The 20,703-nt window shown below is 48.7% G+C and carries 19 protein-coding genes and 1 tRNA gene; 10 read left to right on the forward strand and 10 right to left on the reverse strand.

What is annotated here, in order from left to right:
* Positions 1–220 precede the first annotated feature (220 nt).
* The 6 genes from WG89_RS21825 to queA all read right to left on the reverse strand — a co-directional run bounded on the left by WG89_RS21825 (position 221) and on the right by queA (position 8,150).
* Positions 221–1,747 (reverse strand): hypothetical protein, encoded by a 1,527-nt coding sequence (locus WG89_RS21825; RefSeq protein WP_153301748.1) that lies wholly within the window; start codon positions 1,745–1,747, stop codon positions 221–223.
* Positions 1,748–2,443: 696 nt separating this feature from the next.
* Positions 2,444–3,358: a protein translocase subunit SecF gene (gene secF, locus WG89_RS21830; RefSeq protein ID WP_062269793.1), complete on the reverse strand. Its 915-nt coding sequence runs from the start codon at positions 3,356–3,358 to the stop codon at positions 2,444–2,446.
* Between the two features lie 10 nt (positions 3,359–3,368).
* Complete coding sequence (gene secD, locus WG89_RS21835) at positions 3,369–5,231, reverse strand: protein translocase subunit SecD (RefSeq protein ID WP_062269795.1); 1,863 nt, start codon at positions 5,229–5,231, stop codon at positions 3,369–3,371.
* A gap of 203 nt (positions 5,232–5,434) precedes the next feature.
* Positions 5,435–5,773, reverse strand: a complete 339-nt coding sequence (gene yajC / locus WG89_RS21840; protein WP_062269797.1) for a preprotein translocase subunit YajC — start codon at positions 5,771–5,773, stop codon at positions 5,435–5,437.
* Between the two features lie 61 nt (positions 5,774–5,834).
* Complete coding sequence (gene tgt, locus WG89_RS21845) at positions 5,835–6,953, reverse strand: tRNA guanosine(34) transglycosylase Tgt (RefSeq protein WP_062269799.1); 1,119 nt, start codon at positions 6,951–6,953, stop codon at positions 5,835–5,837.
* Between the two features lie 171 nt (positions 6,954–7,124).
* Positions 7,125–8,150 (reverse strand): tRNA preQ1(34) S-adenosylmethionine ribosyltransferase-isomerase QueA, encoded by a 1,026-nt coding sequence (gene queA, locus WG89_RS21850; protein WP_062269838.1) that lies wholly within the window; start codon positions 8,148–8,150, stop codon positions 7,125–7,127.
* Positions 8,151–8,509: 359 nt separating this feature from the next.
* Between queA and WG89_RS21855 the strand changes: the two genes are divergently transcribed.
* The 4 genes from WG89_RS21855 (at position 8,510) to WG89_RS21865 (ending at position 9,949) form a co-directional block, all read left to right on the forward strand.
* Positions 8,510–8,596 (forward strand) — tRNA-Leu (locus tag WG89_RS21855).
* A 169-nt stretch (positions 8,597–8,765) separates the two neighbouring features.
* Complete coding sequence (locus tag WG89_RS32740) at positions 8,766–9,113, forward strand: methylated-DNA--[protein]-cysteine S-methyltransferase (RefSeq protein WP_281177719.1); 348 nt, start codon at positions 8,766–8,768, stop codon at positions 9,111–9,113.
* Positions 9,103–9,297, forward strand: a complete 195-nt coding sequence (locus WG89_RS32745; RefSeq protein ID WP_281177720.1) for a methylated-DNA--[protein]-cysteine S-methyltransferase — start codon at positions 9,103–9,105, stop codon at positions 9,295–9,297. Before WG89_RS32740 ends, WG89_RS32745 begins: the two co-directional genes overlap by 11 nt.
* Positions 9,298–9,391: 94 nt before the next feature.
* Positions 9,392–9,949 (forward strand): GNAT family N-acetyltransferase, encoded by a 558-nt coding sequence (locus WG89_RS21865; protein ID WP_062269801.1) that lies wholly within the window; start codon positions 9,392–9,394, stop codon positions 9,947–9,949.
* A gap of 2 nt (positions 9,950–9,951) precedes the next feature.
* On the opposite strand, the gene WG89_RS21870 is transcribed toward WG89_RS21865, so the two are convergent.
* The gene (locus WG89_RS21870; RefSeq protein WP_153301749.1) at positions 9,952–10,590 is read right to left on the reverse strand and encodes a hypothetical protein; all 639 of its coding nucleotides are present in this window, start codon (positions 10,588–10,590) and stop codon (positions 9,952–9,954) included.
* Between the two features lie 87 nt (positions 10,591–10,677).
* Positions 10,678–11,238 (reverse strand): TetR/AcrR family transcriptional regulator, encoded by a 561-nt coding sequence (locus WG89_RS21875; RefSeq protein WP_172806886.1) that lies wholly within the window; start codon positions 11,236–11,238, stop codon positions 10,678–10,680.
* 166 nt (positions 11,239–11,404) lie between these two features.
* On the opposite strand from WG89_RS21875, the gene WG89_RS21880 reads away from it, so the two are divergent.
* Both WG89_RS21880 and WG89_RS30570 read left to right on the forward strand, forming a co-directional pair.
* On the forward strand, positions 11,405–11,887 hold the full coding sequence (locus WG89_RS21880) for an RDD family protein (protein ID WP_062269807.1): 483 nt from the start codon (positions 11,405–11,407) through the stop codon (positions 11,885–11,887).
* 223 nt (positions 11,888–12,110) lie between these two features.
* Positions 12,111–12,260, forward strand: coding sequence for a hypothetical protein (locus WG89_RS30570; protein ID WP_153301750.1), 150 nt, complete (start codon positions 12,111–12,113; stop codon positions 12,258–12,260).
* A gap of 105 nt (positions 12,261–12,365) precedes the next feature.
* Here the strand turns inward: WG89_RS30570 and lptG are convergent, their stop codons facing one another.
* The gene (gene lptG, locus WG89_RS21885; protein WP_062269809.1) at positions 12,366–13,424 is read right to left on the reverse strand and encodes an LPS export ABC transporter permease LptG; all 1,059 of its coding nucleotides are present in this window, start codon (positions 13,422–13,424) and stop codon (positions 12,366–12,368) included.
* Positions 13,417–14,526, reverse strand: a complete 1,110-nt coding sequence (gene lptF / locus WG89_RS21890) for an LPS export ABC transporter permease LptF (protein WP_062269811.1) — start codon at positions 14,524–14,526, stop codon at positions 13,417–13,419. The genes lptG and lptF overlap by 8 nt, the downstream gene beginning before the upstream one ends.
* A gap of 698 nt (positions 14,527–15,224) precedes the next feature.
* Here lptF and WG89_RS21895 point away from each other — a divergent pair.
* From WG89_RS21895 to WG89_RS21910, 4 genes are all read left to right on the forward strand, one after another.
* Positions 15,225–16,706 carry a leucyl aminopeptidase gene (locus WG89_RS21895; RefSeq protein ID WP_062269814.1) on the forward strand — a complete coding sequence of 494 codons (1,482 nt, stop codon included), beginning with the start codon at positions 15,225–15,227 and terminating at the stop codon, positions 16,704–16,706.
* 122 nt (positions 16,707–16,828) lie between these two features.
* On the forward strand, positions 16,829–17,254 hold the full coding sequence (locus WG89_RS21900; RefSeq protein ID WP_062269816.1) for a DNA polymerase III subunit chi: 426 nt from the start codon (positions 16,829–16,831) through the stop codon (positions 17,252–17,254).
* Between the two features lie 51 nt (positions 17,255–17,305).
* A complete protein-coding gene (locus WG89_RS21905) occupies positions 17,306–17,701 on the forward strand; it encodes a hypothetical protein (protein ID WP_062269817.1) in 396 nt (131 codons plus the stop codon).
* A gap of 132 nt (positions 17,702–17,833) precedes the next feature.
* Positions 17,834–20,689, forward strand: coding sequence for a valine--tRNA ligase (locus tag WG89_RS21910; protein WP_062269820.1), 2,856 nt, complete (start codon positions 17,834–17,836; stop codon positions 20,687–20,689).
* Positions 20,690–20,703 lie beyond the last annotated feature (14 nt).

Genomic DNA, 20,703 nt, shown 5'->3' on the forward strand with positions numbered 1-20,703 from the left:
GTATTTGAAGTGGCTGAGGGTTAGCTCAATCCAACGGTAACATTCGTCCTTGGAGTCCCAGCCGGGCTCCAGACAGTCTGCTTGTGAAAGGAGGCTTCTTACATCCTCCAGGGTTTTGATGAAATGGGTGTTCATGATGATTTTCATATCCTCATCATGAACGACAGTGCTGAAGTCGGCTCATTTCATGTTAGAAACCAGCCCCTTCTTCAGGCTCATTTCATATTGGAAGAGACTTTCCATCCACAGAGCCTAAAGAAGGGGAGTATGCTTGCAGAAACTCCATCAACAGCTGAAGCTGAGATATTGACTCACCACCCTGCTGCATAGCTGAAAACCAGGAATACTCAGCAAAATTCACTTCTTCAACGGCACTCCCAGCCTCGACAGATGACAGCGTTCCATCAAAACATTCCAGTGTAGGCATAATGATGGGCCCATCACTCTCAGAAGGTATTTCTTTATCTCCAGGCCTTCGCTCAGCCAGTTTTCCCCTCTGCTCCTCAAGCTCCTTTAACAACCACGCCCAGACCTCATCACCCAAAACACGCTTGAGCTTTCTCACAAAAGTATGAAGATTACCGCCATGAGTCAGAGAATAAATCAACATGGACCGCAGGTAAGCATAATAACCGTGTCTTTTTTTCCAATCCTCCCGACTCTGCAACCAGTCTGGAGCATTGGAGCCTGACAGCGGAATCGATAGAGCCTCAAACAATGCATCCAGCGTTTCTGGCATCATGCTCCCGGAAATCAAATCAATCAGCCCCTCTGCCTCCTGACCAAGAACTACTTCATGGCGCCGATTGATTGAGATGTATCGTCTCATGAGCTGTAACACCAGAGACGCACGCTCTCTTCTTGAGAGCTGCCTTTCTCTTACCAAACCACTACCAGCTTCACCTGCTGCAGAGCCTTCCGCCCTCCTCACCAACTCCTGATCTTTATGATTATCTTCCAGAAACTCTTCTATTTTCTGAAGTTTTTCAATATCTGATACCGGAATATTCGCCCTTAAACGAGTCGGATCCAGTAATGAGCGATAATACCTTCTCCCGGGTCCGTAATTCACAACGATAGCCGCCAAGAATTGTCCAATCGCATCATACATTTCTTCATCTGTTTTATTGATGAATGCCTGAAGCGCTCCAATGTGAGAATCAATAAAGTCTTCAACGGGAAGACTCATATCCGCCTCCGTTGCGATAAAGCCAAGCATTTGAGCCAATTCCTGAATAATCCGCCTATGCAGAAAAGCCCCTACATTCTCTGAAGCTGAAGACTGTAAATACTTCACAACCTTAAAGATACGTAGTCGAAAATCGGCCAAAGATTTCTTATTACCTACGAATAGATAGTTTCTTAACTCAAGCAAGATCTTAAGAATCCACTCTCTCTCAACCAGATCTGCAGGTAATTGTTCACTGATACTGAGCGACCTGTCAGGCTTCCTGCCATCGCCGTCGGCCACCCACATTACTCCCTGCTCTGCCCTTTCTGCAGCTTCTCTACGCGTCAACCTTCTCGCTTGCTCTCCTTTTTTCTGACGACCAGCCTCTTTGCTCTTTTTGTCTTCCGCTTTACCAGAGGGATCTTTTCCATGAGGCACCTCTTTTTCAAAAACCACCCCCAATCGGGTGATATTTTTATTCCTATCCCGGGACACGACGCCACTACCAAGATCAATTAAATCGGCAGGAATCGAGAAAACAACGTCATGCAACTCGCTACCCTCCCCCACAGACACCAAAAACTCATTCCCTAAACTGGATCTCTCTGGAAAACGAATAATTGCTTTATTTTTTATCCCTTCGTGCCAACCTGTTAAAGCACGAGCAACAACAATAAGGTATCCAGCTGCTCCCACCAAAAAGTCTATCCCCTCATAAAAGACAGCACTCCTGAGAGCCTCATAGTATTCAGCGAATGAATTCGGTAAAGCCATCAAACTGTCGAAGACAGTTAATGACTGTCTATTCAGATTTAGCTCTTTACTGGACCCATAAATGCCAGGAAGCAAAATTATGTTGCAAGGTCCAAGCTCATTTAATGCTGATGAAAGATCAGTCAGACCCGGCTTTAAGAGCACTGCACATTCAGCACCCTGGCGTATTTCCAGGTGATTCCTAGCTGCAATACTTAATCTGAAAAAACCTTCATACATCAACTCAGTCTGAGCAGCCAAAGAGCGCGCCCCAACAAGAACCCACAACACAGCAAGCAAAAAAATCCATCTTCGACTAGACAGGAACACAGCCGACCATATGAATAGCTGAAAAGGAAAAGATTAGTACGAATAAAAATGAGACGAAGTAAGTTTGATTGAGAAGAGATTCAGCCCGAGATAAAAACAAGGCCTTTAAACAAAAAAACCGGCCTTTTTAAGGGCCGGTTTTCATCTGACTGACAAGCACCTCAAAAAGAAGCTTGCCGATGAGCACTATCAGGGAGTCTGATCAGCGTCATCCTCCTTAACAGGAACAATCAGGTCTTCACGGCTGATCTTCATGTAAATCAGCAGATTGGACGCTATGTAGATAGAGGAATAAGTACCCACACCAATACCTACAATCAGGGCTGTGGCGAAACCGTTGATCATCTCACCACCAAACAGGAACAGCGACAACAGCACCATCAAAGTGGTACCAGAGGTTGCCAACGTCCGACCCAGAGTCTGAGTCAGGGAAACATTGATAATCTCATCGGCATCCCCCTTTCTCAGCTTCCTGAAGTTTTCACGAATCCTGTCGTACACAATAATGGTATCGTTCAGCGAGTAACCGATAACTGCAAGAATGGCCGCAAGCACTGTCAAGTCAAACTGCAACTGCAAGAACGAGAACAGACCCAACACAATAAGAGAGTCATGAGTCAGAGCCAGCACCGCACCTACAGAGAACTTGAACTGGAAACGGAAAGCGATATAGAGCATAACCAGGCCCAGTGCCATCAGCATACCCAGACCACCCTGCTCACGCAGTCGTTCACCCACCTGAGGACCAACAAACTCAACCCTCTTAACGACCACACTACCGTCATGCTTCTGATCCAGCAGCTTGGCTATATTGTGGCCCAGAGCCGGATCATCACCAGGGATACGCACCAGGATATCGCGCACAGAGCCGAACTCCTGCACCACAGCATCACTGTGACCCGCTTCACCCAGCTGATTACGAATATTCTCAGTATTCGCAGGCTGGTCATAAACCAGCTCGATCAGAGTACCACCGGTAAAATCCAGCCCCCAGTTGATTCCCTTGGTAGCCAGGGAACCGATAGAGCCGACAATCATCACAATGGATAAAATCGTTGCGTATGTACGCAACTTCATAAAATTAATGACTTTTTGATCTGCCATTGTGACCACCTCAGATGCTCAGTTTCTTCAGATCACGACGACCGCCGTACACCAGATTCACCAGTGAGCGGGTCACCATAATCGCGGTGAACATGGATGTGACGATACCGATAGACAGAGTCACAGCGAAGCCCTTAATCGGGCCGGTTCCCACGGCAAACAGGATCAAACCTACCAGCAGCGTGGTGATATTACCGTCAAAAATGGAAACGAAAGCACGGTCATAACCATCATGAATAGCGCGTTGCACCGGACGGCCCAGCTTGATCTCTTCTCGTATTCGCGAGAACACCAGTACGTTGGCATCCACCGCCATACCCAGAGTCAGAACAATACCGGCAATACCCGGCATAGTCAGCGTGGCACCAAAAATACTCATGGCCGCAGTCAGCAGCATCAGGTTGATTGCCAGAGCAATATTGGCCAGCAAACCAAATACCCGGTAGACCACCACCATAAACATAACAACCATACCCAGACCCATCAGGGTGGAGTCTACCCCCATCTTGATGTTTTCAGCACCCAGGCTAGGACCAACTGTACGCTCTTCCACAAAGTACATTGGCGCAGCAAGAGAGCCTGCTCGCAGCAACAATGCCAACTCAGAAGCTTCACCGGAAGAGTCCAGTCCGGTAATTCGGAACTGGTTACCCAGAGCGGACTGAACGGTCGCCAAGCTGATGACTCGCCTTTCTTCACGGAAGCCAGGTACTTTAACCTTAACTTTCTCACCGTCCACTTCACGGGTTTCAGTACGGGTTACCGGCTTCTGCTCAATGAAGATAACCGCCATGCTTCGCCCGATATTATTTCGGGTGGCGTTGTTCATCTTCTTACCACCGGTGCTATCCAGGTTGATGTTTACCTGAGGCTGACCACTTTCAGTATCAAAGTTGGACTGCGCACTGGAAACTCGCTCACCGGTAATAATAATGTCTCGTTCCAGGTTAACTGAACGACCACGGTAATCAAAAGATTCGGTAGTGCTGCGAGATGCGTTAGGCAGGGCTTCAAGACGGAATTCCAGGTTAGCGGTTTTACCCAGAATACGTTTGGCTTCTGCGGTATCCTGAACACCTGGAAGTTCAACAACAATATTATTACGGCCCTGACGCTGAACCAGAGGCTCAGAAACACCCAGTTCGTTGACACGATTACGTACTGTGGTCAGGTTCTGCTTAACGGCATAATCTTCCAGCTCACGAATGTACTGCTCCGAGTAACGATAGGAGACAACATAGCGCTCACCAAGATCTTCGGTTTCAACCAACAGATCCGGAAACTCTTTCTTGATTCTTCTTTCCGCTTTATCACGGGTAGACTCATCCAGGAACGCCAGTTGACGAGCACCGTCCGCACGATCAGGCATAGTGCGATAACGCAAACGCTCTTTACGCAGCAATGTTCTGATTTCGGTATTGGAGATATCCAGCTTGGTCTTAACGGCACGACCCGTATCTACTTCAAGCTGAAAATGCACACCACCGGAAAGGTCCAGACCCAACTTCATTGGGTAAGCGCCGATGGACGTTAACCATTCAGGCGTGGTGGGAGCCAGATTGAGCGCCACAATGTAATCATCGCCCAGAGCATCCTTGATAACCGACTTTGCCAACTGTTGTTCATCTGCATGTCTCAGACGAATCAACAGGGCATCATTTTCGGCCTCGCTGGCTTTAGCCTCTATATTGGCTGCTGCCAGTGCTTTCTGTGCCTTTTCCTGCACACCAGCGTCTATTTTTTCTGATGAACTGGCGCCCGATATCTGTACTGCAGGATCATCGGGGTACAAGTTAGGTAGAGCGTACACAAAGCCGAGCGCAACAATCGCCGCGATCAGCAGGTACTTCCACAGGGGATAACGATTGAGCATGGCTCACCGGTTCCTGTTCTAAATATGAAATGCCTGGTTCTGGAGTCTGCCCAGGGAACGAATGGCTACCCTGATACCCAGGCAAAATCCGTTTCTCCAGAGATAACCGGAAATCGTCTTCGATTTCCGGTCGCGTTTTTTATCATGAAAATGCATTCATTACCCAAAAGTGAAGAAAAGGACCTTCTTCGCTCCTGGCTGAATTATTTTATGGCTTTAATAGTGCCCTTGGGCAGAGAAGCTGCAACAGAAGCTTTCTGGAAGTTCAGCTCAATATTCTCAGCCACCTGCAGGGTGATGAACTCATCAGTAGTGTTCACAACCTTGCCGACAATACCACCAGTGGTTACTACTTCATCACCCTTGGTCAGGTTACCCAGCAGATTTTTATGCTCTTTGGCACGCTTGGACTGTGGACGCCAGATCAGCAGCCAGAAAATCAGTACAAAGCCACCCAGCATGATCAGCTGACCGTACATGCTTGGACCCGCAGGGGCTGCGCCAGCCGCTTCAGCAAATGCCGGACTGATGAATGGGATCATTCAAGATACTCCTAAAGACAATAAACAGTTAAATTCCATCACTACAAAAACGTAACCGGACTTACCCTTCCAGGGCAGGTACTGGCAAACCACGCTTCCGGTAGAATTCTTCGACAAAGTCGCCCAATTTACCTTGTTCAATGGCGTCTCGCAAACCCGCCATGACTCTCTGGTAGTAGCGAAGATTGTGAATGGTGTTGAGCATGCAACCCAGAATCTCGCCACACTTATCCAGATGGTGCAGATAGGAGCGACTAAAATTCTGGCAAGTATAGCAGTCACAGTGCTCTTCTAATGGACTAGTGTCCCGCTTGTGGACCGCATTCCGGATCTTAATGACACCTTCGTCCACAAACAGATGACCATTACGGGCATTTCGGGTCGGCATTACGCAGTCGAACATATCAACGCCGCGGCGCACCGCCTCAACAATATCTTCCGGCTTGCCTACACCCATCAGATAACGAGGGTAACCTTCAGGAATTTTATGAGTGATATGTGACAGAATACGCATCATGTCTTCCTTGGTTTCACCCACAGAAAGACCGCCAATGGCATAGCCGTCAAAACCAATTTCCGAAAGACCTTCCAGAGAACGATCTCGCAGATGTTCAAACATCCCACCCTGAATAATGCCAAACAGGGCCGATGGACTGGTGCCATGAGCATCTTTGGAACGCTTGGCCCAACGCAGAGAGAGCTCCATGGAATCTTCCGCTTCTTTCTCAGTCGCCTCACCGTCAGTACACTCATCAAAGATCATGACGATATCAGAGCCCAGCTCACGCTGGACTTCCATGGACACTTCTGGACTCAGAAAGACCGGAGAGCCATCCACAGGTGATTTAAAGGAAACGCCTTCCTCGGTAATCTTGCGAAGCTTGCCCAGACTGAAAACCTGAAAGCCACCAGAGTCTGTCAGGATCGGCCCCTGCCACTGATTAAAATCATGCAGGTCACCATGCTCACGGATAATCTCGGTACCAGGGCGAAGCATCAGGTGAAAAGTATTCCCCAGAATAATTTCCGCCCCCGTCTCTTCAATGTCCTTGGGCATCATGCCCTTGACGGTGCCATAAGTACCGACTGGCATGAAACAAGGCGTTTCAACCGTTCCCCTGGGAAAAGTCAGTCGTCCACGTCGAGCTTCACCATCTGTGGCCAGCTCTTCGAACTGCATGAAACACTCTTCTCTACTCATGAGCCTCTCAATTCAGACAACTCCCGAAGCAAACCCCAAATGAGAAGTCGCATCCAAGCCTGTCTGACATCATTAACGTTACAAAAGAATAAAGTGGGAACCCGACGGCACTTTTTCAAGTCTGACGCCGGATTTTATTCAAATCTGAATTCAGGACTTCCGGGTCAACCACATGGCATCGCCATAACTGAAGAATCGATAGCCTTCCTTCACAGCCTCGTTATACGCCCGAAGTATGGCTTCTTTGCCTGAAAAGGCACTGACCAGCATCAGCAGGGTGGACTGGGGAAGGTGGAAATTGGTGATCATGGCATCGACCGAGCGGAACTCATAGCCCGGAAAAATAAAGATATCAGTATCACCAAAGAAAGGCTTGATCTCACCGCTTTGGGAAGCTGACTCCAGAGAACGGACAGAGGTTGTCCCTACTGCAACAACCTTATTACCCCGAGCGCGGGCAGCTTTTACCGCTTCACACACTGCTTCAGGCACTTCTATATATTCAGAGTGCATCTCATGGTCAGCGATATTTTCAACCCGAACCGGCTGAAAAGTACCGGAACCTACGTGCAAAGTTACAAAAGCCTGCTCGACCCCTTTCTCTTTAAGACGCTCCAACATGGCTTCATCAAAATGCAAACCAGCCGTTGGGGCTGCAACCGCACCGTCCTTTTGAGCAAAAACTGTCTGATAACGGAGCCGGTCAGCACTGCCATCTTCACGATCTATATAGGGAGGCAGAGGCATATGTCCATGCTCCTGCAGCTGAGGCAGGACAGGCTCATCAAAATCTATAAGAAACAACGCCCCCTGACGGCCTGACACTTCAGCAGAAATCTTGTCATCTGCCAGAAAAATACGACTCCCGGGCTTGGGCGCTTTACTGGATCGAACATGGGCGAGCACTTTACGCTCTTCAAGAACCCGCTCGACCAGCACCTCAAGCTTCCCGCCCGTCTCCTTGCGACCGAAAAGCCTGGCAGGAATCACGCGGGTGTTATTCATAACCAGCAGATCACCGGGTTCCAGTAAGCTTTCTACATCGGCAAACTGCCCGTGGGTAATGGTTTCTGTCGGGCCATCCAGCCGCAACAGGCGACTGCCAGTACGTTCCTCAGCAGGAAAGCGGGCAATCTGCTCATCGGGCAGTTCAAAATCAAAATCACTGACGCGCATAATAGGTGTGGTCTGGTACCTGAATACATAACAGCCAGAAGAAGCCAGAAGACTGCCCTCTTCATCCAGCATCATGAAAGTATCACCCCTTTCATGAAAATGCCTTTAACGGCTTAAAGATAGACGCCTTGTGAGTTCTGGTGAACCTATATAGCGTCTTAATAAAACACGCCAATATACTCCAAATCACTCCTTCTGTCAGGCAGCAAAGAACACACTCAACAGCCAACAAACCGAGTCAGATCGACAAGCAGAAAAGGTAGATAGAAAAGTACTGAGCAAAAGGGTTGTTGAAAACAGTTCGGGCTTATGTATACTACGCCACATCTTCTCGGGACAGCCCAGTCCTGAAAAACAGTGCCGGTGTGATGGAATTGGTAGACATAGGGGATTCAAAATCCCCCGCCTTTGCGGGCGTGGCGGTTCGAGTCCGCCCACCGGTACCAGATTTTGAAAAAGCCCTGATAATCTTGAATAAAGATACAGGGCTTTTTTGTTTCATTAGAAAATTTTAGCATTCTAAAACCCCATCTTCTCTTTGATAGACAATTCGATTAATTATCTCAAAAGAAATTCCTTACCATGACTTCCTAAGGTTTATGGTATAACCCCTTCATGAACACAATAAACATCCAATACTACCAATCTCCAGTCGGCGAATTAATGCTGGGTTCTTATGAGCAGCAGCTCTGTCTATGTGACTGGCGCTATCGCAAGAAACGATTGAGAGTCGACTCCCGTGTTAAGAATGGACTCAAAGCCGAGTACGTTGAGCAGGATGACGAAGTCATTAAACTTACACGACAACAACTGGATGAATACTTTAAAAAGCAGAGGGAAAGCTTTTCAGTACCTTTGCTGTTAGTAGGCACCGATTTTCAGAAGAAAGTCTGGCAAGCGCTCACCCGTCTGCCCTATGGTGAAACGACCACCTATGCAGGCCTTGGAGAAAATGGGCGATAGAAACGCACTGAGAGCTGTTGCAAACGCTAACGGAGCCAACGGACTTTCCATCCTGGTTCCCTGTCATCGTGTTATTGCCAGCAGTGGTGAGCTGCAAGGTTATGCCGGAGGTAAAAGAGCCAAGGAAAAACTGCTGGAACTGGAAGGTGCCCTGCCCTATCAACAAGGTTCATTATTTGATTGATCCCTTAACATTCATTGCCAACGATCAATATGAACGACTCTCAGACTGATATTATTAACTCAAAGTATAAAACCCCTGCAACCAGCCTCACACAATGACCAAGATAAAAACAGCACGAACCTTTCTGACTTTTCTCACCACAGATCAGTCAGAGTTATTGTTAGAGTATCGACTAACTAACCGTGCGCATCTTTCGCCCTGGGAACCTTCGCGCAGCAACGACTTCTATACCCAGGCGAGTTGCAAACAACAAATCATTATGCAGCTAAAGAATCTGGAGCAGGGAGCCGGATATTGTTTTGCCGCGCTTTCACCCAACAAGGAAGAAATTATAGGCCTGTGTAACTTTAACAATGTCGTTCATGGTGTTTTTCAGGCTTGCCACCTTGGCTATTCCGTAGCTGAAAATTATCAGGGCAAAGGCTATATGAAAGAGGTTGTCTCAGCAGGTATCAACCATATGTTTGATGAAGTGGGATTACACCGCATCATGGCCAACTACATTCCTGACAACCATCGAAGTGCGGCATTGCTCAGAAAGCTGGGATTCGAAGAAGAAGGAAGAGCCAGATCCTATCTCAAGATAGCCGGCAAGTGGCAGGATCATATTCTGACCTCCAGAATCAACCCCGCCCATAGTGAAGAAAGGTAGAATTAAAGACCCGGGATACCGGTCATTTCATCAATCCCTTTCAAGCTGGCTTTGATACTGAGCGTATCAGGATCTATATCGCATTGAGCCCCATGAAAACTGAAGGGAGCGACCACTGGCTTACCCGGCCCGCTTGCAGCAATGACAAAAGAACACATGGCTGGAGGTGGGGTGCTCTCCGCCTTCTTGTTTAATGAGTATGCTTTGTCTATCAGCAGCTCGTAGAGCTTGTAGTGTTCACGAAGCTTTGACCCTTCGGTTGGCATTTGAACCATGGTAATTGAGAGCACACCATAAAAATCAGATTTTGTACCGACCTGATAACCCAAAACCTGACCACTGCCTTCTGACACCACAAGGGGAAGCTGGATCTGCCTGACTTTCATTGGATCATCGTCATCTTTTTCGAACCAGGCTACTTTTTCACAGTTCTTATCAGGAAGAACCGATGTGCCATCTTCAGCCGCAAAATGAACATAGGTTTGCCACTCACCGGACGACGACTCAACGGTATAATTGAAGTGGGTTTTGCAATCGGAAGGCACTTGTATTGGTTTTGCCTTGCCATCACTTCCAGTGGGCAAGGCCTGAGCAGTTTGTATCGCAAAGCCTAACAACAAACACAATAGACTCTTCTTCATTTGATACACCTCCAAAAGAAGCTAAGAGTCTAGTTCAGCAAATCAGATTCTTCTTTCAGATTCGAGACCGGGCCTGAAACTGACAATCTACTGAACAGGCACCATGAATGCCTTTTCCACGGCTTCACGGGTTAATCGCACAGCCTGCTTCATTCCAACTTCCTGCTCTTCGATACTGATCCAGGCACCACTGATTAAACCGTCAATGCCGGTACGATGCCAGGCTAATGACAGATCGGCACGAAGAATATTGGTATCCATCATAAACTGAAGATAAAGATCCCATGCTGACTGATGGTTTCTGAGAGTATCATGCACACTTTCCGAGTCTGATACCCCCCAATCCCTGAGTAAAAAACAATACTCGCTTTCCAGCTCTACAAAACCACCGACCATTTGCAGCAACTGCTCTCGATAATCCATGCTGTATCGGGCTTCAATATCCGCATAGGTTCGCTCAACAGCTTGCAGACACTCCAACAGCAAAGTACTGATCAGCTGATCACGGCTGGTAAAATGCCTGTGCAATGTAGCACGACCAATACCTGCAGCAGAGGCCAATTCAGCCAGGCTGGATCCGGGCTTTTTGATTAACACCTTTATGGCTGACTTCTTTAAACGATTTACTGAACTCGGTCGACCTGCCACAGCCCTGCTTCCATACAAAAAATTGTGAGCCATGATTGTCTCACAGAAATAATGGATCACAAGCCCTATTACCGTTAATTTCGAAGACAATCTGTCATGAAGCGGATAGTTAGCAGCGCAGACATCGATAAACTGGTAAACTCTGCCGCCTGTTACAGGAGTTTTTATGTCCGCTACCCCAAAAGACACTCAGGCCAAACCTGCACCACTCTGGCGTCGACTGGCCGCCATTATGTACGACAGTTTTCTTGTTCTGGCCATCATGTTTCTGGTGGGGTTTATCAACCTTGGCATTCAGATGAAAGTCAATGGCGCTGAAAAACTAAAGGCTATGACGGATAGCGGGCAGTCCATAGGCGGGCCTTTCTTCTATGCAGCACTTTTTCTGAGCATCTTCAGTTTTTTTGCTTTTTTCTGGTCCCGAAGAGGACAAACGCTGGGCATGCAGGCCTGGAATCTGAGAATAGTGGATCAGGAGGGAGGCTATATCTCAATAGGTCAGTGCCTGGTCCGCACCCTGACAGCCATTCCTGCCTTCTTATTATGTGGTCTGGGACTGTTCTGGTGCCTGCTTGATAAAGAACAACGAAGCTGGCAGGACCTTCTTTCTCGCTCAAGAACCCTGCACATCCCAAAGCGTAAAGCCTGATAGCACAAGGGCAGTCAATTCAATACACTATGGTGACTGCCTTCAAATTCACGCCAATTAATATTTCCTTTCCTTCCGGAACAACTAAATAGCTTCCGAAATACTTATTAGTATTTTTACCTACTTGAGTTAGAATAATCGAAGTTCGCCACGATAACTGGCGTCTTTTGAAGACAGGAACCGATTAACTTCAATCCGGTACCTCAACGATCAGGACACGACTATGAATATCCTGTTGTTTCATAAGCTGGCACGCTTGGTAACAAAAATACTGGCAACAGTGAAGCCCATCCAAAATCACGAAGAGCTGTCCAGGGCTTATATTCCTGTAGAGAAAGAGCACAATGTCCGCAACCGCTCGAACCGCCACTGAAAAAACTCAGCCATGAGCCAGCTCACACTGGCTCATCTCCTTACTCCCCACCTCGTATTTATTCAGGCATGAGCTGCTAATAGCAGAGACAAGACCGAGCCATCATCAGGCGGCCCGATACAACAGTAGCGACCCTATTGCGATACAAATCAGAACCGGCAGAAGAACGGAAAGCAGCGGCGGGAAACCAAACACCAGACTGGAAGGCCCTAGCAGGTTCTGCACAATCATAAAGACCACGCCTGTAATAACACCGGAAAAGATCCTCAACCCCATACTGACTGAGCGCAAGGGTCCGAATACAAAGGAAATCCCCACCAGCACCAATGAGAATATCGACAAGGGTTGCAACGCCTTGGTCCAGAAAGCCAGTGCATATTCACCGGTATCCAGCCCCTGCTCTTCCAGATAATTGGTATAAGTATTCAGACCTGATATCGACAACCCATCTGGCTTAACGACGACGACCTTTAGCAAAGTTGTCGTCAGGCTGGTATTCCATGACTCAGTATTCACTTTTTCAGATACCACTTTATCGTCTTCTACACGACTGCGGGTAACATCTTCCAACACCCAGTGGTTTTGCTGATAAATCGCCCTGCGGGCAAATGAGCTCTCCTGAAGCTTCATGTCATCGTCAAAGACATAACGACTGACACCATAGAGAACCCCGTTTGGCTCTACAGCATTGAAGTACATAAATTCATTGCCTTCACGATGCCAGACGCCCTCTCCGGAATACTCACCATTATATGAGCGGGCAATATTCTTCCGGGTTTCTGCAATCTGCTCGGTGGTGGGGGCTACATATTCACCGAGAACGATCCCAATACAGATCAAAACCAGTGCAGGCTTCATCACAGACCAGACCATTCGCCACAGTGAAATGCCGGCAGCTCTCATCACTACCAGCTCGCTGTTTGAGGCCATACTGCCCAGACCGGCAAGACAACCGATCAGGGCGGAAACCGGAATAAACTCGTAGATTTTCTTGGGAATCAGCAACAGGATATAAACGACAACATCCATCATCTGATATTTACCGCGAACATTATCCAGCTCACCCAGAAAAGAAAACATGGATTCCAGTACCACCAGAATCAACAACACCATCACCATGGAAGCCAGAACATTCCATGCGATGTAACGATCCAGCTTACGCATGAGCAGCTTTCCTTTTGGCAATCATGACCTGAACAGGCTCCTGAAAATAGAAGATCAACCCAAGCAGCAAGTAGGCTCCATGCACCCACCAGACACCAAGTTGAGGGGAAATACGGCCATCATCCACCATGCCACGAGCGGAAATCAGCAAGGCCAGGTAAAGAAGATAAAGCAATACACCCGGGAGCAACTTAACGAATCGCCCCTGACGGGGGTTAACCTTGGACAACGGCACAGCCAGCAAAACAATGATAGGAATCAATAGAGGCAAGGATATACGCCACTGTAACTCAGCAATGTAGGAAGTGTTGTCTGAACCGATCAGTGAAGCCGTAGGCAATGCCTGCTCCTTACTGATTTCATCGGCAACAGTACTCTCTTCCATACGAATACCATAGGTCTCATATTCCGTAATACGAAGTTTTTTGGCTCCGGGTGCCAGGTCATAACGATAGCCGTCTGTCAGGATCAGATAGCGCTGCCCTTCCTCTTCTGTTGTCGATATACGACCACGCTCTGCCAGTACCAGTGACATTTCTGTACTGCCCTGATCACTGGACTGCTGAGCAATAAAAACGTTCTCAAGCTGCTGGTTGTCATCCGTCAGAGATTCCGTGTAGGTCACACGGTTTGCCCCTTCAAACTTCTGAAATCTTCCCGGTACCAGTGTGTCAAACTCCGTCATGGAATCCTGTTGGGATAAGATAGTTTCGACTTTCTTGATGCCCCAGGGGGCCACCATGGTACTCAACAGAGCAACGACAACCATAACCACGAGCGCTGGAATCATAGTCATCCGTAACAATTGCCCCTGACTCACGCCACAGGCTCCCATAACGGTCATTTCATTTTCTACATACAACCGGCCATACGCCATGATGATGCCGAGAAACAAGCCCAGTGGAATAATCATCACCAGGAACTCAGGCATCCGGTAACCCATGATGGCAAACAGAAAATCAGCATTCAGTGAGCCATTGGCAGCCTGGGCCAGATAGTTCACAAAGCGGCCACTCATAATAATCAACAGCACTACGCCGGTAACCGCAAATGTGACCTTGAGCATTTCTTTGGCAAGGTATCGAAAAAGGATCGAAGGCATGATCAGGTGTCACTGTTTCCGATAGTTCATTAAAGATGTCAGCTAACACATCGGGAGGCTGACTAATAAGTGTAACGGTTTAAAGCTTCCATAAACCATAAACGTCCACGACCGGGAATATCTGTTCTGCCAGTATCTGAAAATATCCGTAAAATTTTGGGATAAATTCCAGAACATCCGCAATAACGATTGTCGAAACAGACGAAGGCAAAAAACAGTCTCAGAAAATATATCGACCAGGAAATCGCGTTTTTTCTGCCCGAAAAAACAATTGTCGACACACTGATACAATAAACGGACTAAAATCTGTCTCTGAAAGCCTTGCGGGAATTCACTTCTGGCGCAAGCTCTGTTCAAATACCCGATCTGACAATTATCCAACAAACCTGTTCGAGTTTATAGCCCGGATGAGAGAAGTCACACCCTTTACATTCCTTTTGCATAAATCGGGCGTGTAGAGAGGAAGCATTTCGGGCTACTCAGATGTCTGTCGGTCCAGGAGGTTGCTTATCAGCACAAGGCTGTCGTCCCCCTGGTCATGCCATGAGTATTTGTCAGAGGCTTGCCACTGGAAGTAAAGGCCAAGCCCGCTGACCTACAGCCATAGTTTTATGCAACAGGTTTATGTCAGAAAGATTAACAGGAGATCGGGTCATCCCCGAGAGTTATAACCGGACAAGTGTCCTATGGGAGCAACCATGCAATTTATCGTAAAAAGCGGAGCGGTAGAGAAGCAGAAAACTGCCTGCCTGGTACTGGGCGTGCAGAAAAAACAGCTTACCGCCGCAGCAGCAGCCGTGAACGAAGCCAGCAAAGGTGCCATTGAAAGTATTCTTAAGCGCGGCGACCTCAAATATAAGGCAGGCCAGACCCTGTTGCTCCAGCATGTTCCGGAAATTGCCCCTGAGCGGGTTTTGCTCTGCGCAACGGGTGAAGGCAAGACAGCTCTGAAAGAAGCTGAGTTCATCAAAGTGGCCAAAGCAGTAGCGGCAGAACTGAAGTCCGCCTCCGCCAAAGAAGCACTGGTGGCACTGGACGACATCGATGTAGACGGTAAAGACCTGAACTGGAAAGTGCGTCATCTGGTAGAAGCCATTGTTTACGCGTTCTATCAGTTTGATGAATTCAAGAGCAAAAATGCCGACGCCCTGCCTCTGAAAAAAGTCACTTTCCTGGCGGAACGCAAACAGGCTGAGTCCCTAAAGCAAGCAATTGCTGAAGGACAGGCTATTGGTGAAGGCCGTAACCTTGCCAGAACCCTGGGTAACCTGCCAGGCAATGTTTGTCATCCAAGCTACCTGGCAGATCAGGCCAAAACTCTGGCCAAATCCCACGCCAAGATGACCGCCAAGATTCTCGGCGAAAAGCAGATGTCCGACCTGGGCATGCACTCCCTTTTGTCCGTGGGCCAGGGTTCTGATCAGGAATCCAAACTGATTCTGATGGACTATAAAGGCGGCAAGCGTGGTGAAAAGCCTATCGTTCTGCTGGGTAAAGGCATCACCTTTGACACCGGTGGTATTTCCCTGAAGCCTGGCGCGGCCATGGACGAAATGAAGTTTGATATGTGCGGTGCCGCCAGCATCTTTGGCGCCATGCAGACCATTCTGGCACTGGACCTGCCTATCAACGTGGTAGGTATGGTTGCAGCGGCTGAAAACATGCCCAGTGGCAATGCTTCTCGTCCGGGTGACATTGTCACTTCCATGTCCGGCCAGACCATTGAAATCCTGAATACCGATGCTGAAGGTCGACTGGTTCTGTGTGACGCCCTGACTTACGCTGAGCGCTACAAGCCAAAAGCAGTGATTGACGTGGCCACCCTGACCGGTGCCTGCATTATCGCTCTGGGCCATCACACCACAGGTCTTCTGAGTAACAATGATGAACTGACCGAAGAACTGCTGAAAGCCTCCAAAGACGCTTCCGACCAGGCATGGCAACTGCCAATGGGTGAAGAATACCAGGCACAGCTGGATTCCAACTTTGCCGATATGGCCAACATTGGTGGCCGTGGTGCGGGCACCATCACTGCCGCCTGCTTCCTGGCTCGCTTTACAGAAAGCTACCCATGGGCTCACCTGGACATCGCCGGAACCGCATGGACTTCCGGTAAAGCCAAAGGCGCGACCGGACGCCCTGTACCTATGCTGATTCAATACCTTTTGAACCAGCTCTAAACCTTTGATAGAGCGGGCCTGACCAGGCCCGTTCTGCTTTCCTGCATACAGAAGCCAGATTACGGACCTAATCGCAGCCAACAACCTTTCCACCAGAGCCATTTCCCATTACACTCAGCTTCATGTCCCGAGTAACCTTCTATTTACTGCAACAGCAGTCTGCACAAGCCGTTAAACAGTTCGCCTGTCGATTAACTGACAAAGCGTGGCGTAATGGCATGCCTGTTCATATTCATACGGAAAACGACATCCAGTGTGAAACTCTGGACCGACTGCTCTGGGAATGGCGTGAAGACAGCTTTCTCCCCCATGAGATCCTCAGCGAGAAATCATCCGGAGCACCGATTACATTGGGCTTCAAACCTCCTGAGGCACTTCACGACAACACACTGCTGATCAACCTTGCCAGCAGTATTCCGGATTTTTACCGACAATTTATCCGAACCTGCGAAATTGTTGACCAGAGCCCCGGTCCGGTCGAAATTCTTCGAGAGAAGTTCAAGGCTTATAAGGCTGACGGTATCAAACCGGAAACTCATCGTATTTAAATGGCAGAAACCTTTTAGCCAGGCGACAACGCCTGTAGCTAGGAAAACAGTATGAGTGAGAAGAAAACAGAAGGCCTGCTGGATGAACTGGAGAGGCTGAGAAGCCTTCTTAAAGAAGAGAAAAATCGCAACGATCACCTGAATCAGCACATCCCTGTACTGACTGATGTGGCTGATCAGGAAGAAACCAGACAAACCGTAGCCGTTCTGTCTGTAAAAGGCGACTATCAACAGAACAGCCTGCAAGAACCACCCACTCTGACCCCTGCTCAAAATCATGAGACCACTGAGTCAGAACTAAAAGCTCGACTTCGTAATCAGGCCAAACTGTTTATCCAGGAAATCATTGATGAAGAGTTGGTCAGGGTGGAAGCTCAGTTGAATCGTGAGCTGAATAATTATCTGGATCATCTTATGGACCAGATGCCAGAAAAGTTCTCAGAGTAAACACTGTCATTGGGCACCGCGCTTATGCTCCTGATATCTGCATAATCCGAATGGCTACTCCTATTAACACTGCTCTGACTGTTCCGTGTATACTACGCGGTTTAGATCAGAACCTGTCAGAATCCTGAAGTTATGGAAAAAACGTTTAACCCTCACGCGATTGAGCGCACCTGGTATCAGACCTGGGAAGAAAAAGGCTACTTTGCCCCCTCCGGCGAAGGCTCTCCTTACACCATCATGATTCCACCGCCCAATGTCACCGGCAGTCTGCACATGGGTCATGCTTTCCAGGACTCCATTATGGACGCCCTGATCCGCTATCAGCGCATGAAAGGCAGCAACACCCTCTGGCAGGTGGGTACTGACCACGCCGGTATCGCCACTCAAATGGTGGTAGAGCGCAAAGTTCAGGCAGAAGAAGGCAAGACTCGTCACGACTACGGACGTGAACCCTTTATCAGCAAAGTCTGGGAATGGAAAGAAGAGTCCGGCGACAACATTACTCGCCAGCTGCGACGCCTGGGTGCTTCTGTTGACTGGGAAAATGAACGTTTCACCATGGACCCTGGCTTCTATAAAGCGGTCATGGAAGTTTTCGTTCGCCTTTATAAAGACGACCTGATTTACCGTGGCAAGCGCCTGGTCAACTGGGACCCTAAACTCCACACAGCTATCTCTGATCTGGAAGTGGAAAACAAGGAGTCCAAGGGGCACATGTGGCACCTGCGCTATCCTCTGGCCGATGGCGAAAAGACCTCTGAAGGCAAAGACTACATTGTCGTTGCAACTACCCGTCCGGAAACCATGCTGGGTGACACCGGTGTGGCAGTAAACCCTGAAGATGAGCGTTACAAGGCCCTGATCGGCAAAGACATTGTTCTACCACTGGTCAATCGTCGTATTCCCATTGTGGCAGACGAACACGCCGACATGGATAAAGGCACAGGCTGTGTAAAAATCACACCTGCCCATGACTTCAACGATAATGAAGTTGGCAAGCGCTGCAACCTGCCCATGATCAATATCATGACCCTCAACGGTGACATCCGTGATCAGGGTGAAGCCTTTAATATTGATGGCACGCCCAATAATCAGGCCGAGATTCAAATTCCAGAGAAATATCAAGGTCTGGAGCGCTTTGCTGCTCGCAAGCAGATTGTTGCTGATTTTGATGAAGCCGGCCTGCTTGAAGAGATCAAGGATCACGAACTGACCGTTCCTTATGGCGACCGTTCCGGTGTTGTAATCGAACCCATGCTGACCGATCAGTGGTTTGTCCGCGCTGCACCTCTGGCCCAACCTGCCGTTGAAGCGGTGGAAGATGGTCGGATGCAATTCGTTCCCAAGCAATACGAAAACATGTTCTTCGCCTGGATGCGTGATATCCAGGACTGGTGTATCTCTCGCCAGCTCTGGTGGGGCCACCGAATTCCTGCCTGGTACGATAACGAAGGTAATACTTTCGTAGGTCGCAACGAGGAAGAAGTACGACAGGAATACAATATTGCCGACGACGTTGAGCTCAAGCAGGACGAAGATGTTCTGGATACCTGGTTCTCTTCAGCACTTTGGACCTTCGGCACCCTGGGTTGGCCAGAAAACACTGACCGCCTGAACATCCATCATCCTACTGACGTTCTGGTGACCGGCTTTGACATCATTTTCTTCTGGGTAGCCCGGATGATGATGATGACCATGCACTTCATCAAGGATGAAGACGGCAAGCCACAGGTACCTTTCAAGCATATTTACGTTCACGGTCTGATTCGTGATGAGAAAGGCGACAAGATGTCCAAGTCCAAGGGCAACGTCCTTGACCCTCTGGATATGATTGACGGCATCGGCCTGGAAGAACTGGTTCAAAAACGCACCGGTAATATGATGCAGCCGCAGCTGGCTGCCAAAATCGAGAAAAATACCCGTAAGGCATTCCCGGAAGGTATTTCTGCTCACGGCACCGACGCCCTGCGTTACACCCTTTACTCACTGGCCTCCACCGGTCGCGACATCAACTGGGATATGAAGCGACTGGAAGGCTATCGCAACTTCTGCAACAAGCTGTGGAACGCTGCCAACTACGTGCAGATGAACACCAAGGGCGAAGATTGTGGCCAGAACGGTGGTGAGGTTGAGCTGACCCTGGCAGATAACTGGATTATTTCCCGCCTGCAGCGTCTGGAAGCCCAAATTGCCAAAAACATGACCGACTTCCGTCTCGACCATGCTTCCCAGAACCTGTACGACTTTATCTGGAACGAATACTGCGCCTGGTATCTGGAACTGTCCAAGCCTGTTCTTTGGGATGAAGAGGCTTCTGCCGAACTCAAACGCGGCACTCGCCGGACACTGGTTCGCGTTCTGGAAACCATCTGCCGACTGATTCACCCCTTCATGCCCTTTATCTCTGAAGAAATCTGGCAGAACATCAAAGCCGAAGCGGGTATTGAAGGCGAAACCCTGATGCTGCAGAGCTATCCGACTCTGGACGAAAGCAAGCTGGACGAAACCGCTGAGCAGGACATCGAGTGGCTAAAAGGCTTCATCACCGGCATCCGTAATATTCGTGCTGAACTGAATATTGGCCCAAGCCGTGAACTGAATGTTCTGCTACGCAACCTTTCTTCTGACGACCAGCGCCGTCTTGATGAAAACACAGCCTTCCTGAAGTCGCTGGCGAAACTGACCGACATTCGTATTCTGGCCTCTGACGAGGAAGCCCCCATGTCCACCACACAGCTGGTTGGCAAGATGGAAGTTCTGGTACCTATGGCCGGACTGATCGACAAGGACAAGGAAGTAGCTCGTTTGAGCAAGGAAGTTGAACGCCTGAACAAAGAAGTTCAGCGCTTTGAAGGCAAATTGGCCAATGAGAAGTTCATCAGCAATGCCAAACCTGAAGTGGTTGAGAAGGAACGCGGCAAGCTGAAAGAAGCTCTGACTGCCAGAGAACGTCTGGATGAACAGCTCAAAGCTATTCAGGCACTATAAACCGGTAGACGCTC

Origin of the sequence: Endozoicomonas arenosclerae (assembly GCF_001562015.1) — a bacterium.
GTDB lineage: Bacteria > Pseudomonadota > Gammaproteobacteria > Pseudomonadales > Endozoicomonadaceae > Endozoicomonas_A > Endozoicomonas_A arenosclerae.